At 53.7% G+C, this 14,224-nt stretch carries 15 protein-coding genes and 1 tRNA gene; 12 read left to right on the top strand and 4 right to left on the bottom strand.

From position 1 onward, the window contains the following. The first annotated feature begins 395 nt into the window (after window positions 1-395). The 3 genes from ydgH to folM all read left to right on the top strand — a co-directional run bounded on the left by ydgH (window position 396) and on the right by folM (window position 3,753). A complete protein-coding gene (gene ydgH / locus AB4K05_RS08500; protein WP_368479543.1) occupies window positions 396-1,346 on the top strand; it encodes a DUF1471 family protein YdgH in 951 nt (316 codons plus the stop codon). 262 nt (window positions 1,347-1,608) lie between these two features. Then, window positions 1,609-2,991 carry an amino acid permease gene (locus AB4K05_RS08495; RefSeq protein WP_368479542.1) on the top strand — a complete coding sequence of 461 codons (1,383 nt, stop codon included), beginning with the start codon at window positions 1,609-1,611 and terminating at the stop codon, window positions 2,989-2,991. 39 nt (window positions 2,992-3,030) lie between these two features. Further along, window positions 3,031-3,753: a dihydromonapterin reductase gene (gene folM / locus AB4K05_RS08490; protein ID WP_368479541.1), complete on the top strand. Its 723-nt coding sequence runs from the start codon at window positions 3,031-3,033 to the stop codon at window positions 3,751-3,753. Here the strand turns inward: folM and AB4K05_RS08485 are convergent. Continuing rightward, window positions 3,750-4,085: a GlpM family protein gene (locus tag AB4K05_RS08485; protein ID WP_368479540.1), complete on the bottom strand. Its 336-nt coding sequence runs from the start codon at window positions 4,083-4,085 to the stop codon at window positions 3,750-3,752. The genes folM and AB4K05_RS08485 overlap by 4 nt on opposite strands. Window positions 4,086-4,261: 176 nt before the next feature. Here AB4K05_RS08485 and nikA point away from each other — a divergent pair, with 176 nt between their 5' ends. The 7 genes from nikA to rstA all read left to right on the top strand — a co-directional run bounded on the left by nikA (window position 4,262) and on the right by rstA (window position 10,345). Further along, window positions 4,262-5,848, top strand: a complete 1,587-nt coding sequence (nikA, locus tag AB4K05_RS08480) for a nickel ABC transporter substrate-binding protein (RefSeq protein ID WP_368479727.1) — start codon at window positions 4,262-4,264, stop codon at window positions 5,846-5,848. After that, window positions 5,848-6,792 (top strand): nickel ABC transporter permease subunit NikB, encoded by a 945-nt coding sequence (gene nikB, locus AB4K05_RS08475; protein WP_368479539.1) that lies wholly within the window; start codon window positions 5,848-5,850, stop codon window positions 6,790-6,792. The genes nikA and nikB overlap by 1 nt, the downstream gene beginning before the upstream one ends. Next, on the top strand, window positions 6,789-7,622 hold the full coding sequence (gene nikC / locus AB4K05_RS08470; protein ID WP_368479538.1) for a nickel ABC transporter permease subunit NikC: 834 nt from the start codon (window positions 6,789-6,791) through the stop codon (window positions 7,620-7,622). Before nikB ends, nikC begins: the two co-directional genes overlap by 4 nt. Beyond that, window positions 7,622-8,386, top strand: a complete 765-nt coding sequence (gene nikD / locus AB4K05_RS08465; protein WP_368479537.1) for a nickel import ATP-binding protein NikD — start codon at window positions 7,622-7,624, stop codon at window positions 8,384-8,386. The genes nikC and nikD overlap by 1 nt, the downstream gene beginning before the upstream one ends. Further along, window positions 8,383-9,153 carry a nickel import ATP-binding protein NikE gene (gene nikE, locus AB4K05_RS08460; protein WP_368479536.1) on the top strand — a complete coding sequence of 257 codons (771 nt, stop codon included), beginning with the start codon at window positions 8,383-8,385 and terminating at the stop codon, window positions 9,151-9,153. Before nikD ends, nikE begins: the two co-directional genes overlap by 4 nt. Before the next feature lie 4 nt (window positions 9,154-9,157). After that, a complete protein-coding gene (gene nikR, locus AB4K05_RS08455) occupies window positions 9,158-9,559 on the top strand; it encodes a nickel-responsive transcriptional regulator NikR (RefSeq protein ID WP_368479535.1) in 402 nt (133 codons plus the stop codon). 66 nt (window positions 9,560-9,625) lie between these two features. Continuing rightward, complete coding sequence (gene rstA / locus AB4K05_RS08450; protein ID WP_368479534.1) at window positions 9,626-10,345, top strand: two-component system response regulator RstA; 720 nt, start codon at window positions 9,626-9,628, stop codon at window positions 10,343-10,345. A gap of 138 nt (window positions 10,346-10,483) precedes the next feature. Here rstA and AB4K05_RS08445 read toward each other — a convergent pair whose 3' ends face one another. From AB4K05_RS08445 to AB4K05_RS08435, 3 genes are all read right to left on the bottom strand, one after another. Further along, complete coding sequence (locus AB4K05_RS08445; RefSeq protein WP_368479533.1) at window positions 10,484-11,017, bottom strand: isochorismatase family protein; 534 nt, start codon at window positions 11,015-11,017, stop codon at window positions 10,484-10,486. 206 nt (window positions 11,018-11,223) lie between these two features. Continuing rightward, window positions 11,224-11,859 carry a hypothetical protein gene (locus tag AB4K05_RS08440; RefSeq protein ID WP_368479532.1) on the bottom strand — a complete coding sequence of 212 codons (636 nt, stop codon included), beginning with the start codon at window positions 11,857-11,859 and terminating at the stop codon, window positions 11,224-11,226. Between the two features lie 267 nt (window positions 11,860-12,126). After that, window positions 12,127-12,210: transfer RNA gene (locus AB4K05_RS08435), tRNA-OTHER, on the bottom strand. 435 nt (window positions 12,211-12,645) lie between these two features. Between AB4K05_RS08435 and AB4K05_RS08430 the strand changes: the two genes are divergently transcribed. Further along, entirely contained in the window at window positions 12,646-12,885 is a 240-nt protein-coding gene (locus AB4K05_RS08430) for a tyrosine-type recombinase/integrase (RefSeq protein WP_368479531.1), read from the top strand. A gap of 28 nt (window positions 12,886-12,913) precedes the next feature. Then, window positions 12,914-14,215 (top strand): two-component system sensor histidine kinase RstB, encoded by a 1,302-nt coding sequence (gene rstB / locus AB4K05_RS08425; RefSeq protein ID WP_368479530.1) that lies wholly within the window; start codon window positions 12,914-12,916, stop codon window positions 14,213-14,215. Window positions 14,216-14,224: the final 9 nt, after the last annotated feature.

Here is a 14,224-nt window from a genome sequence, read left to right as displayed (position 1 = left end):
ACTGAAAATACCGATTGTGATCTAGCGCCAAAAATTACTATTTTGCATTAAATGCCAAATAATGAGTTCAGAGGGTTACAAACAGCGATATTTACCCCGATTTGATTAGCGAGCCTCATAATTCGCTTAATCCGCACGGGAAAACATGATTATTCTCGGACGTAATGGAGCGATTAACATTCCATTAACTTAAAAAAGTTATATGGTTGACCGCTTTTTCTGGTCAAGCGCCCGTTTTTTCAACATATCAGGAAAAGTTATCCAAAACCGTCACCGGGTTCGCATCTGAAGTTAAAAATGACGCAGACAATGGAGTCATTTCAATGCCATAATCAGACGTTTTCCGATAACAACATTCCCCGAATTTGGTTTGCGCAAGGCGAAGGATTATTTTTATGAAGCTTAAGAACACCCTCCTCGTGTCCGCCCTGTTGTCTGCCGCGGCGCTGTCCGCCCACGCAGCCACCGAGCTGACTCCGGAGCAAGCGTCCGCACTGAAACCTTATGACCGCGTCGTGATCACCGGTCGTTTTACCGCCATTGGCGACGCGGTGCAGGCCATGTCCCGCAAAGCGGACAAAGAAGGCGCAGCCTCTTTTTACGTTGTCGACACATCTGATTATGGCAACAGCGGCAACTGGCGCGTCACAGCCGATTTCTATAAAGAAAACGCGGCAAAAGCTGACGAGCCGAAAAACCGCGTGATTAACGGTGTGACCGAACTGCCAAAAGACCAAGCGGTTGAACTGGTTCCGTTTGATACCGTGACCGTACAGGGCTTCTATCGCAGCCAGCCGGAAGTGAATGCCGCGATTACCAAAGCCGCAAAAGCAAAAGGCGCAGCCTCTTTCTTCATCGTCCGTCAGGTTGATGCTAACGACGGCGGCAACCAGCGTATTACGGCTTATGTCTACAAAGCCGACGCACAAAAACGCGTCCTGCAAAGCCCAGATGCTATTCCTGCTGATTCCGATGCGGGTCGTAAAGCGCTGGCTGAAGGCGGCGTCGCCGCGAAACAGGTTGAAATTCCAGGGGTGGCAACGACTGCCGCCGTGGGTTCTGGCACCGGCGTAGGTCGTTTCTTCGAAACGCAATCCTCTAAGGGCGGGCGTTACAGTGTCACGCTTCCGGATGGCACTAAAGTTGAAGAGTTGAACAAAATTGCCGCTGCACAGATGGTTCCTTTCGACAGCATTAAGTTCACCGGTAACTACGGCAACATGACCGAAGTGTCCTACCAGGTGGCAAAACGTGCCGCGAAGAAAGATGCGAAGTACTACCACATTACGCGTCAGTGGCAGGAGCGTGGCGGCAACGTCACCATCAGCGCCGACCTGTATAAATAAGTGATATTCACCGCCCTTCGCGCAGATTGCCGGATGGCGGGAAAGCTCCTTATCGGGCCTACACCATAAAGTAGGCTCGATAAGCAAAACGCCATCGAGCAATCCAGACTACACCCCCGTCGTTTTTTTATCGCTTTGCGTCATACCTTATTGCATGTCTGCACCTCTCTACGTAGAATCGCCGCCTCAGCGCAATCCTCCATGTTTATGCGATTTCGCCAAATAAATATTCTCCTTCTTCTCTTTCCACGACAGGATTCACATGGAAAAGAAATTAGGGCTTAGCGCCCTGACCGCTCTGGTTCTCAGCTCAATGCTGGGTGCTGGCGTTTTTAGTCTGCCGCAAAACATGGCACAGGTTGCCAGCCCGGCAGCACTGCTGATTGGCTGGGCCATTACCGGCATCGGGATCTTATTCTTGGCCATTGCTATGCTGGTGCTGACCCGCATTCGCCCTGATTTAGACGGCGGCATCTTTACCTATGCACGTGAAGGTTTTGGCGAGCTAGTCGGTTTCTGCTCGGCCTGGGGCTACTGGCTGTGTGCGGTGATCGCCAACGTTTCCTATCTGGTTATCGTTTTTTCAGCCCTCAGCTTCTTTACCGATACGCCAGAACTGCGGCTGTTCGGTGATGGCAACACCTGGCAGTCGATTGTTGGCGCCTCCATCCTGCTGTGGGTCGTGCATTTCCTCGTCCTGCGCGGCGTTCAGACCGCCGCCAGTATCAACCTAGCCGCGACGCTGGCTAAGCTGGTGCCGTTGGGTCTGTTTATCGTCTTAGCCGCTATGGCCTTTAACAGCGACGTGTTCACACTGGATTTCCACGGTATCGATTTAGGTGTGCCGGTATGGGAACAGGTAAAAAACACTATGCTGATTACCCTGTGGGTATTTATCGGTGTGGAAGGCGCGGTGGTGGTTTCTGCCCGCGCGCGCAACAAGAAAGACGTTGGTCGCGCTACATTGCTGGCGGTGGTTTCCGCACTGAGCGTTTATCTGCTGGTCACGCTGCTGTCGATGGGCGTGGTGGCACGCCCGGAACTGGCGGAAATGCGCAACCCATCGATGGCCGGACTGATGGTTCGCATGATGGGGTCTTGGGGTGAAATCGTCATTGCCGCTGGATTAATTATTTCCGTCTGCGGAGCCTATCTGAGCTGGACCATTATGGCCGCGGAAGTCCCGCTGCTGGCAGCGACGCACAAGGCCTTCCCACGGATTTTTGCCCGCCAGAACGCCAATAATGCGCCTTCAGCTTCACTGTGGTTGACCAACCTCAGCGTACAGGCAAGCCTAGTGCTGATCTGGCTGACGGGTTCCGACTATAATACGCTGCTCACCATTGCGTCAGAGATGATCTTGGTGCCGTATTTCCTCGTCGGGGCATTCTTATTGAAGGTGGCCCGTCGCCCATTACATAAGGTGATTGGTGTCGGAGCCTGTGTTTATGGCTTATGGTTATTGTATGCTTCCGGCCCGATGCATTTGCTGTTGTCGGTGGTGCTGTATGCGCCGGGGCTATTGGTCTTTATTTATGCACGACGCACGCATGACGATAACGTCCTGTTGAAGCGTCGTGAATTGGCCTTAATTGGTCTGCTTCTGGTTGTCGCGGTTCCGGCAACGTGGGTGTTGATGAGGTAACGTGCGCGGCCTCATCGTCAATTTGATAAGGAAAAAACGATGGGAAATATGCAGTCACGTCCAATCCTGATAACCGGTGGAGGTCGTCGTATCGGCCTCGCCCTTGCCCACCATTTTCTCACCCAACTGCAGCCGGTTATCCTGAGCTATCGCACCCACTATCCGGCCATCGATGTCCTGCAAAAAGCCGGCGCAGTCTGCATCCAAGCTGATTTTGCCAGCGATGAAGGGATTTATACCTTCGCGGATAAAGTCAGAGCACAGTGCACCAGTCTGCGCGGTATCATCCACAATGCCAGCGGCTGGCTGGCGGAAAGCCCAACCGCCTCCTTAAGCCATGTGCTCAACGCCATGCTGCAAATCCATGTTCATGCCCCCTATCTGCTTAACCATGCGCTGGAAGACCTCTTACGCGGTCACGGGCATGCGGAGGGCGATATTATTCACTTTACCGATTATGTGGTGGAACGCGGCAGCGATAAGCATATCGCCTACGCTGCCAGCAAAGCCGCGCTGGATAATATGACGCGTTCGTTCGCTCGCAAGCTGGCGCCGGAGGTAAAGGTTAACGCCATCGCACCGGCGCTGGTGCTGTTTAACGAAGATGATGATGAGGAATATCGCCAGAAGGCGTTAAAGAAGTCATTGATGCAAATCGCCGCCGGGGAAAAAGAGATTATCGATCTGGTGGAATACATCCTCGGCAGCTGCTTCGTCACTGGCCGTACCTTCGCGGTTGACGGCGGTCGCCCGCTGGTTTAGTGAAGACGCCCCCACAAGAAGATCAACAGCCAGGCGCTTAGCCCCCAGCAGGCTACAGCGCCCGCCAGCGCCAGCGGAAGGCGCATCATTGCGGTAAAATACCAAAGCGAAAGCAGATAGATAAAGTACGGAATAATCGACCACATGCCGAAGACGATGGTGGCGCGCAGCGCCTCCGTTCCCCGCTCACTGGCAACGATATAGTGCGCAATCAGCGCAAAGGTCGGAAACAGCGGAATCAGCCCCGCAATTGCGTAATTCTTGGTTTTCGCCAGCACGCCAATCAATACCACCACCAGCGCCCCAAGCAGCGCCTTAATTAACAACCCCATTTCATTTTTCACCGCTCAACAACATGTGCAGCCAGCATAGCGGAGAATATTTTGTTTATGAATAAAAAGAATATTTACATCACCACTCCCTATCCATCGTTAAATTGATCCAGCGCAGCCAAAATGTATGACAAATTCTTACAATCGTCATACTCCTTTCGTTGTATATCTCCATCATTAAGGCCAACGTTTTGTCCACTCTTCGCCGCTCGCTCTTCGCGCTGCTTTTTTGCGCCCCTCTTCTTGCTCACGCCGCCACGCCCAATGAAATCAGTCTCGCTTGGCCGGTTAACGTGGGGCCGCTTAACCCCCATCTCTATACGCCAAATCAGATGTTCGCCCAAAGTATGGTTTACGAACCGCTGGTGAAATACCAGGCAGATGGTTCGGTAAAACCTTGGCTTGCGAAAAGCTGGACGCATTCAGAAGATGGCAAGACTTGGGTCTTTACCCTGCGTGATGATGTGACGTTTTCCAATGGTGAAACGTTCGACGCCCCTGCAGCGGCAGAGAACTTCCGCGCGGTACTGGATAACCGCCAACGTCATGCTTGGCTTGAGCTGGTGAATCAGATTGTCGATGTTAAAGCACTCAATCATACTCAGTTGCAAATCACCTTAAAGAGCGCCTACTACCCCTTCTTACAAGAATTAGCCCTACCGCGGCCTTTCCGCTTTATCGCCCCATCGCAGTTTAAAGATAACGAGACCCTGCACGGCATTAAGGCCCCAATCGGCACCGGGCCGTGGGTGCTTAAAGAGTCGAAGCTCAATCAGTACGACGTGCTGGTGCGTAACGCGCATTATTGGGGAGAAAAACCGGCGCTTGAAAAGATAACCGTCAAGGTGATCCCAGACCCGACCACCCGCGCCGTCGCTTTCGAAACCGGTGATATTGACCTTCTGTACGGCAATGAAGGCCTGCTGCCGCTCGATACCTTTGCCCGTTTTAGCCATATTCCGGCCTACCGTACCCAGCTTTCCCAACCGATTGAAACGGTGATGCTGGCGCTGAACTCGGCAAAAGCACCGACCAACGAACAACTGGTGCGTGAAGCCTTAAACCACGCAGTGAATAAAAAATCGCTTATCGACAACGTGCTGTACGGCACTCAGCAGATTGCCGATACGCTGTTTGCGCGCACCGTGCCTTATGCAGATATTCCCCTCAAACCGCGTCAATACAATCCGCAGCAGGCGATAACGCTGCTGGAGAAAGCAGGATGGACCCAGCCCGCTGGCAAAACAATCCGTGAGAAAAACGGTCAGCCGCTGCGCATTGAGCTCGCCTTTATCGGCACCGACGCGCTGAGCAAATCAATGGCCGAAATTATCCAAGCCGATATGCGGCAGATTGGCGTCGACGTCGCGCTGGTCGGCGAGGAAGAAAGCAGTATTTATGCGCGTCAACGCGACGGTCGCTTCGGCATGATTTTCAACCGCACCTGGGGCGCTCCGTACGATCCGCACGCCTTTATGAGTTCGATGCGCGTGCCGTCGCACGCCGATTTCCAAGCGCAGCAAGGTTTAGCCGACAAACCGATAATTGACAAAGAGATAGGCCAGGTGCTGGAAACCCGTGACCTCACCGAGCGTCAGGCGTTGTATCGCGACATTTTGACCCGCTTGCATAACGATGCGGTCTATTTACCTATCAGCTATATCTCGATGATGGTGGTCGCCAAGCCGGAACTGGGGCCGATTCCCTATGCCCCAATAGCCTCTGATATTCCGTTTGAACAAATTACGCCGGTGAAACCCTGATGCTGCGCTACGCACTACGGCGCATTGCGCTGCTTTTCCCGATGGTGTTTGCCGCCTCGGTCATTATTTTCCTGATGCTGCGTTTAGGGACTGGCGATCCGGCGCTCGACTACCTGCGTCTGTCTAACCTGCCGCCAACACCGGAAATGGTGGCCTCGACGCGCATCATGTTGGGGCTGGATCAACCGTTGGCTGTGCAATACGGCACCTGGCTATGGCGGGCACTGCACCTGGATTTCGGTATCTCATTCGCCAGCCAGCGCCCGGTACTCGACGACATGCTGAATTTCCTGCCTGCCACGCTTCTGTTGGCGGGCAGCGCGCTTGTCCTGATCCTGCTGACCTCGGTGCCATTGGGGATATGGGCTGCGCGTCATCGCGACCGCCTGCCTGATTTTGTGGTGCGGGTTATCGCCTTTCTTGGCGTGTCGATGCCCAACTTCTGGCTGGCGTTCCTCTTGGTGATGGTGTTCTCGGTCTATTTGCAGTGGCTTCCCGCGCTGGGTTACGGCGGCTGGCAGCACCTGATTTTGCCTGCGGTGTCGATAGCCTTTATGTCGCTGGCGATTAACGCCCGCCTGCTGCGCGCCAGTATGCTGGAAGTCGCCGGTCAACGTCATGTGACTTGGGCGAGACTGCGCGGCCTGAACGACAAGCAAACCGAACGCCGGCATATCCTACGCAACGCCTCGCTTCCGGTGATCACCGCTATCGGTATGCATATTGGCGAGCTAATCGGCGGAACGATGATCATCGAAAATATCTTTGCCTGGCCGGGCGTCGGGCGCTACGCCGTGTCGGCGATTTTTAACCGCGACTATCCGGTGATTCAGTGCTTTACGCTGATGATGGTGATTGTGTTCGTGGTCTGCAATTTGCTGGTTGACCTGCTAAACGCCGCGCTGGATCCGCGCATTCGTCATCATGAAGGAGCGCACGCATGAATTTTTTCCTCTCCTCGCGCGGGTCGGTTCGCCTGGCTCTGGTCATCATCGCCCTGCTGGCAGTCGTCGCACTTACCGGGCAGTGGTGGCTGCCTTTCGATCCGCAGGCAATTGATTTGCCTTCACGTTTGCAGGCCGCAGACAGTCAACACTGGCTGGGTACCGACCACCTAGGACGCGATATTTTCTCGCGCCTGCTGGCGGCGACCCGCGTATCGCTAGGATCGGTGATTCTCTGCCTGCTGCTGGTGCTGGCTCTGGGCCTTATCATCGGCGGCAGCGCCGGGCTTATCGGCGGTCGCACCGACCAAGTAACAATGCGCATTGCCGATATGTTTATGACCTTTCCAACGTCAATTCTGTCGTTCTTTATGGTCGGCGTTTTGGGGACCGGCCTCACCAACGTCATCATCGCCATCGCCCTGTCGCACTGGGCGTGGTATGCGCGGATGGTGCGCAGCCTAACGATTGCCTTGCGCCAGCGTGAATTTGTCCTCGCCGCGAAGCTTTCCGGTGCCGGAAACCTGCGCGTGTTCGTCGATCATCTGGCCGGTGCGGTTATCCCTTCACTGCTGGTGCTGGCGACGCTGGATATCGGCCACATGATGCTGCACGTAGCCGGAATGTCATTCTTAGGCCTTGGCGTCACCGCGCCGACTGCCGAATGGGGGGTGATGATTAATGACGCGCGCCAGTATATTTGGACTCAGCCGCTGCAAATGTTCTGGCCGGGGCTGGCGCTGTTTATCTGCGTGATGGCCTTTAACCTCGTGGGCGATGCACTGCGCGATCGTCTGGATCCTCATCTGGTCACGGAGGTCGCCCACTGATGCCCCAACATATTGAATTACAAAACATCGAATTACAGGCGGAACGCCCTTTGGTCCACGGCGTCTCGCTGACGATAAAGCGTGGGCGCGTGCTGGCGCTGGTGGGCGGCAGCGGTAGCGGTAAATCGCTGACCTGCGCGGCGGCGCTGGGGATTTTGCCTCCAGGCGTTCGCCAGACGGCCGGAACCGTTCTCGCCGATGGCAGCCCCGTCGCTCCCGCTGACTTACGCGGCCGGAAAATAGCGACCATTATGCAAAACCCGCGCAGCGCCTTTAACCCGTTGCACACCATGGCGACCCATGCGCGGGAAACCTGTCGGGCGCTGGGCAAAGCCGCTGATGATGCCACCCTTATCGACGCACTCCACGCCGTAGGGCTTACAGACGCCGAGCGAGTGCTCAAACTCTATCCATTCGAAATGAGCGGCGGCATGTTGCAGCGCATGATGATTGCGATGGCTTTTCTGTCTGACGCACCGTTTATTGTCGCCGATGAACCGACCACCGATTTGGACGTGGTCGCCCAAGCGCGCATTCTCGATCTGTTGGCTGAAATAATGCAAAAACGCGGGCCGGGGCTGCTGCTGGTCACTCATGATATGGGCGTCGTGGCGCGATTGGCTGACGATGTCGCAGTCATGGACAAGGGTATAATTGTGGAGCAAGGCGATGTCGAGAGCCTATTTCACGCACCAACGCACCGCGTTACCCGCAATCTTGTAGCGGCGCATCTTGCTCTGTACGGCCTGGAGTTGGCGTCATGACATTACTGAACGTATCCGCCCTTTCACATCATTACCGCGCAACTAAGGTGCTCAATGAGGTCTCATTGGCCCTGCAAACCGGCGAAACCGTTGCGCTATTGGGACGCAGCGGTTGTGGCAAAAGTACCCTCGCGCGGCTGCTGGTTGGCCTAGAACGCCCCGCAGAAGGCAGCGTTTGCTGGCGCGGCCAGCCGCTAGAAAAGCTCAATCGAGCACAACAAAAAGCGTTTCGCCGCGATATTCAGATGGTGTTTCAGGATTCCATCAGCGCGGTAAATCCGCGTAAAACCGTCCGTGAAATTTTGCGTGAGCCGATGCGCCATCTGCTGAAGCTCAACAAAGCCGAGCAACTCGCTCGCGCCTCCGCCATGCTTAACGCCGTGGATCTCGACGATAGCGTGCTAGACAAGCGGCCAGCGCAGTTGAGCGGCGGCCAGCTGCAGCGCGTCTGTTTGGCGCGAGCGTTAATGGTAGAGCCGAAACTGCTGATCCTCGACGAAGCCGTTTCGAATCTCGATCTGGTGCTGCAAGCCGGTGTTATCAGCCTGCTCAAAAAGCTACAGCTGCAGTTTGGCACCGCCTGCTTGTTTATCACCCACGACCTACGCTTAGTGGAGCGATTCTGCCAGCGGGTACTGGTGATGGAAGCGGGACAAATCGTTGAAACGCAAAGCGTGGGTGACACGCTCACCTTTACTTCTATTGCCGGGCGCGAGCTGCAAAATGCGGTGCTCCCTGCTTTTCCCCTTCGCCGAAATAGGGCCTAACCCGATGCAACGCGTGACCATAACCCTTGATGATGATTTGCTAACAACGCTTGATAATCTGAGCCAACGCCGCGGTTACCATAATCGTTCTGAGGCAATTCGCGATATCCTGCGTGATACGCTAGCGCAGGAAACCACCCAGCAGCACGGTACGCAAGGCTTTGCGGTACTGTCCTACGTTTACGAACATGAGAAACGCGATCTTGCCAGCCGACTGGTCGCCACGCAGCATCATCATCACGACCTTAGTGTTTCGACGTTGCACGTGCATATCAGCCATGATGATTGCTTGGAAATTAGCGTGTTAAAAGGTGATATGGGCGATATTCAGCATTTCTCCGATGACGTTATCGCCCAGCGCGGCGTGCGTCATGGTCATTTACAGTGTTTGCCGGACGGTGAATGATTTGTACCTGTGATATTTCGGCTTTTTTCTGTATCGTAGCGTTTTCGCCAGCCAATACGTAAAGCAATGAATAAGATCGTTTATGTTGAAGATGATCCCGAAGTCGGGGCATTGATCGCCGCGTACCTCGGCAAGCATGATATGGATGTCATCGTCGAGCCGCGCGGTGATAACGCCGAAGCGACAATTGCTCGGGAAAAGCCCGATCTGGTGCTGCTGGATATCATGCTGCCCGGTAAAGACGGCATGACGCTGTGCCGCGACCTGCGCGGACAGTGGCAGGGTCCAATCGTGCTGCTCACATCGCTGGACAGCGACATGAACCATATCCTGTCACTCGAAATGGGCGCAAATGACTACATTCTCAAAACCACGCCGCCTGCTGTTTTGCTGGCCCGCCTGCGTTTGCATCTGCGTCAAAATACTGCCACCAGCGGCAATATTCCAGCAGCAACCTCAACGCTTACCCCGCACAAGGCGCAGCGTTTTGGCACGCTTTTTATTGACCCGGTCAATCGTCAGGTGCTGCTGAGCGGCGAAAACATTGCGCTGTCTACCGCTGATTTTGAGCTGCTGTGGGAGTTGGCAACCCACGCGGGGCAGATTATGGACCGCGATGCGCTGCTGAAAAACCTGCGTGGCGTAACCTATGACGGGATGGATCGTAGTGTAGATGTCGCTATCTCGCGTTTACGTAAGAAACTGCAAGATAGCGCCACCGAGCCGTACCGTATTAAAACAGTGCGCAATAAAGGCTATCTGTTTGCTCCGCACGCCTGGGAATAATCAAAACCATAACAGCATATTATGCTAGTTATGAAAATATAACCCTCGGAAGACGGCGCACCACGCTTCGTAAAAACAGCGTGATTATGCTGCCAAGGGGCGAACATTTCGCCAACTGGCAGCATTTTCTGTAATTTCTTAAAGGGTTAAATCCGCAGTGTCTATTCCACGCGCAAAGTCAGCTTCCAGTAGGCCTATTGTGGCGGTATAAAGCGCCTTGGCGCCCAAATCGTCGGCGGGCAGCGGGAAGCTCAAAACCGCATCACGAACCACGGTCATCGCCAATCCCAGATCCGAACCTGCGCGAATCGTGGAGTTCACACAAAATCCCGCCACCGCCCCTATCACCACGACCTCGGTGATATTTTCACGTTGTAGCCAGCCGTGAAGATCGGTTGAGCTAAACGCTGACGAGGTGTGTTTCACGAACACCGCTTCTTGCGGCTGTTCGCCAAAGCCTTCAACCGGCAAGAAATTCGCTGATGATATGTGCAGCGGAGAATCCGGCTCAAGGGTTTGATGACGAACATGGAGCACCGGTTTTCCTGCTGCCCGAAACGCATGAAGCACCGAACGCATATTGTCGATGCTATTTGGCGGATAAAAATCCATTCCGTGCGCAATTCTGTCCGTCACAAACCCCTGCATATCGATAACCAATAATGCCTGCATAACGCCCTCGCCTGTACGGTAAAAACTCAATTTACGTGGAGATTGGGGGGGATAACAAGCTGCGAATTTTAATATCTGAATCGGATAAACCGACCCAGTTATCAATGCCGTAAGCTGGGGGTTAAGAATGAGCGCAACCCCAGCTAGGCAATAGGCGTGATTAATGGTGAACGCCTCAGCGACCTAGACGCTGAGGCGTTATAAATCTAATGGCTATGTTGATAACGGACCGGATACATTATTTCCGCTTTTTTATCTGCTTTCATGAAATAGAGCGTCACGCCGAAGAGCCCAACCATAAACGGAATTTCGTACAGTTCTTCCATCAGGTCCGCATAAAGATGGTCACGCACAAACAGCGGCGCCAAAAGACGATGATGTTCTATCGTATCTGAAATTAAAAACGTGCAGACCGTTACCGCCATTAACCCCAACGGCAGCGTATTTTCCCGCAACCGGCGGGCTATTTCTTTGCGTAACGGCTTAGACAGCAGGCTTAACAGCAGCCCACCGATGAGAATAACTGAGACGGCTTTAAAGATGATATGCGGCGCTTCCGGGAAATAGACCCGTCCCCAGCTCGTGCTGCGACCTAGCAACACTAACCACCACATCACTGCCCACAGCCAGAACTGTTTTTCACCCTCAGGCCTTGAGTGCGGTCGGATATACCACAGGGTAAATACCGCGCCGAAGAACAGCCACAGTGCCTGCATATTTTCCACCTGCTCTACCAGCGCCCCATTAAATAGTGGGATATGCCAATCAGCAGCGAATGGAAATAGCACCGACACCGCAATCAGAGCCATCACCGGAAGCGTAACGCGCGTATCTAGTTTCATAACATAATAGCCACATTGAGAATCTGCCTATCATCATAAATTCCCAAGGTGATTAGCCATTAGCTTTGCATGCGATCTTCTTAAGGTTATCTTAATGTTAGCATTAAATGTAAAACACCCGTGTTGTTAACAGATTGATAGATAGGCTTTATGCTGTTTTGCGAAAGTACCAAGGTGACCCAAGGCGATGCGCTTTCAGATGAGCACTGAATCGTCGAAGATGGCTGCCCTACACAACTATCGTTTTGAAACAGTGCTCATTTGAAATGGTCCGCCATCGAGGACTCGAACCCCGTACTCTGACTTTGCAATTTCAAAAGTCATACGCTCTTCCTGATGAGCTAATGGCGGATTGGTAGCCCTTGCTGAACTTAAAGTCTCGCGCTCTAACCAACTGAGCTAAAAGGTAATGATGTGCCGTGATGCCGGGTGCCTCCCGGTGAACAGCGCATTAATCAAACGCCGAACGCTCATAAAAATGAAACACAACTCCTTGAGGGAGGAGCTAATTAATAAACCCCTCCGCATAGGGGGATTCACCACAGCGAGTGAAAGGTTAATGCAGTGCACCTTAACAGAAACTAAACGGGTCGCACCCTCCACAATTGATTAGAATCCGACCAAAACCACCTGTATATGTAAAGATATTCGATGGCAAACAACCGTATATACTCAATACGCAGGGTGGTCAGTTAAGGATGCTGAGGAACAGTAGGCTGGATAAGGCGTTTACGCCGCCATCCGGCAATCGACGCCGGATGGTGCTTCGCTTATCCGGCCTACCATGTGCTAAGACGCCACCGACCGCATCTGACACGCCAAACTTACGCATGTTGGATGTTGTCAGCCGGAGCAAACCCTGCTTTCATAGCAACGCAAATGAACCATGAAAATACGGAAATGGTTTTTACCGTCTATGTGGCCTGGATACACGCGCTCGATGGTTTTCAGATTGAGTTTCTCAATCAGTGGCTTGGCGGTGACACAACCGCCCCCATTTCGCCCCTACGCCACAAAGAAGCGTAGCTAACAAATTGATTTTTAATGGTATTTTATGAAAAAGCTGTTTGTACAGTTTTACCTGCTGCTGTTTGTCTGTTTCCTAGTCATGACCATGCTGGTTGGGTTAGTCTACAAATTCACCGCCGAACGTGCGGGACGTCAGTCTCTGGACGATTTGATGAAAAGCTCGCTGTCCTTGATGCGCAGCGAGCTGCGTGAAATTCCGCCGCGTAACTGGAGTAAAACCCTTAACGAGCTGGACTTAAACCTCTCGTTCGATCTGCGTATTGAGCCACTGAGTAAGTTCAAACTCGCTGAAAGCTCGATGCAGCATCTGCGCGCGGGCGATATTGTCGCCCTCGACGATCAGTACACTTTTATCCAACGTATTCCACGCAGCCATTATGTGTTGGCTGTCGGGCCCATCCCCTACCTCTACTTTATGCATGAGATGCGACTGCTGGACATTGCTCTCATGGCATTCATAGCCATTTCACTGGCCTTCCCGGTATTTATCTGGATGCGCCCCCACTGGCAGGATATGTTGCGGCTAGAAAGCGCGGCGCAGCGCTTTGGCGATGGGCACTTGGGGGAACGTATTCATTTCGACAGCATGTCGAGCTTCGAGCGCCTAGGCGTCGCCTTTAACCAGATGGCCGATAATATCAACGCGCTGATTGCCAGCAAAAAACAGTTAATCGACGGCATCGCCCATGAGCTCCGCACGCCGCTAGTGCGCTTACGCTATCGTCTGGAGATGAGCGAAAATCTGACCGAGGCCGAATCACAGGCGCTAAACCGCGATATCGGCCAATTGGAAGCGCTGATTGAAGAACTGCTGACCTACGCTCGCCTCGACCGTCCGCAAACTGAACTGTCGCTGACCACGCCTGACCTGCCGGGTTGGATTGCGGCGCACGTCGAAGATGTACAGTCGATAAACCCGCAGCGGCAGGTGATTATCGGTGAAATCACCCACGGCGATTTTGGCGCGCTGGATATGCGCCTGATGGAGCGTGTGTTAGACAACCTGATTAATAACGCCATGCGCTATAGCCAATCCACAATCCAGGTCAGCCTTACGCTCAGCGGTAGCCAAGCCTGCCTGCGCGTTGAAGATGATGGCCCAGGCATTGCCGCAAGCGAACGCGAGCGGGTCTTCGAGCCTTTTGTCCGTCTCGATCCCAGCCGCGATCGCGCCACTGGCGGCTGTGGACTGGGCTTGGCCATCGTGCATTCTATTGCCGTGGCGATGGGTGGACACGCCAGCTGCGAGAGCAGTCCACTGGGTGGTGCAAGTTTTAGCCTGCATTGGCCTATTTATCATCACATTTCCCTGCCCGCGGCTAGCTGACCGCGGTTT

Origin of the sequence: Kluyvera sp. STS39-E (assembly GCF_040932435.1) — a bacterium.
Lineage (GTDB): Bacteria > Pseudomonadota > Gammaproteobacteria > Enterobacterales > Enterobacteriaceae > Kluyvera.
Note: the sequence above shows the minus strand (reverse complement) of the source record. Positions and strands in the feature narration are given on the sequence as shown.

Coding starts and splice junctions, on each gene's coding strand:
- ydgH (WP_368479543.1), top strand. CDS start 396: ATGAAGCTTAAGAACACCCTCCTCGTGTCCGCCCTGTTGTCTGCCGCG.
- AB4K05_RS08495 (WP_368479542.1), top strand. CDS start 1,609: ATGGAAAAGAAATTAGGGCTTAGCGCCCTGACCGCTCTGGTTCTCAGC.
- folM (WP_368479541.1), top strand. CDS start 3,031: ATGGGAAATATGCAGTCACGTCCAATCCTGATAACCGGTGGAGGTCGT.
- AB4K05_RS08485 (WP_368479540.1), bottom strand. CDS start 4,085: ATGGGGTTGTTAATTAAGGCGCTGCTTGGGGCGCTGGTGGTGGTATTG.
- nikB (WP_368479539.1), top strand. CDS start 5,848: ATGCTGCGCTACGCACTACGGCGCATTGCGCTGCTTTTCCCGATGGTG.
- nikC (WP_368479538.1), top strand. CDS start 6,789: ATGAATTTTTTCCTCTCCTCGCGCGGGTCGGTTCGCCTGGCTCTGGTC.
- nikD (WP_368479537.1), top strand. CDS start 7,622: ATGCCCCAACATATTGAATTACAAAACATCGAATTACAGGCGGAACGC.
- nikE (WP_368479536.1), top strand. CDS start 8,383: ATGACATTACTGAACGTATCCGCCCTTTCACATCATTACCGCGCAACT.
- nikR (WP_368479535.1), top strand. CDS start 9,158: ATGCAACGCGTGACCATAACCCTTGATGATGATTTGCTAACAACGCTT.
- rstA (WP_368479534.1), top strand. CDS start 9,626: ATGAATAAGATCGTTTATGTTGAAGATGATCCCGAAGTCGGGGCATTG.
- AB4K05_RS08445 (WP_368479533.1), bottom strand. CDS start 11,017: ATGCAGGCATTATTGGTTATCGATATGCAGGGGTTTGTGACGGACAGA.
- AB4K05_RS08440 (WP_368479532.1), bottom strand. CDS start 11,859: ATGAAACTAGATACGCGCGTTACGCTTCCGGTGATGGCTCTGATTGCG.
- rstB (WP_368479530.1), top strand. CDS start 12,914: ATGAAAAAGCTGTTTGTACAGTTTTACCTGCTGCTGTTTGTCTGTTTC.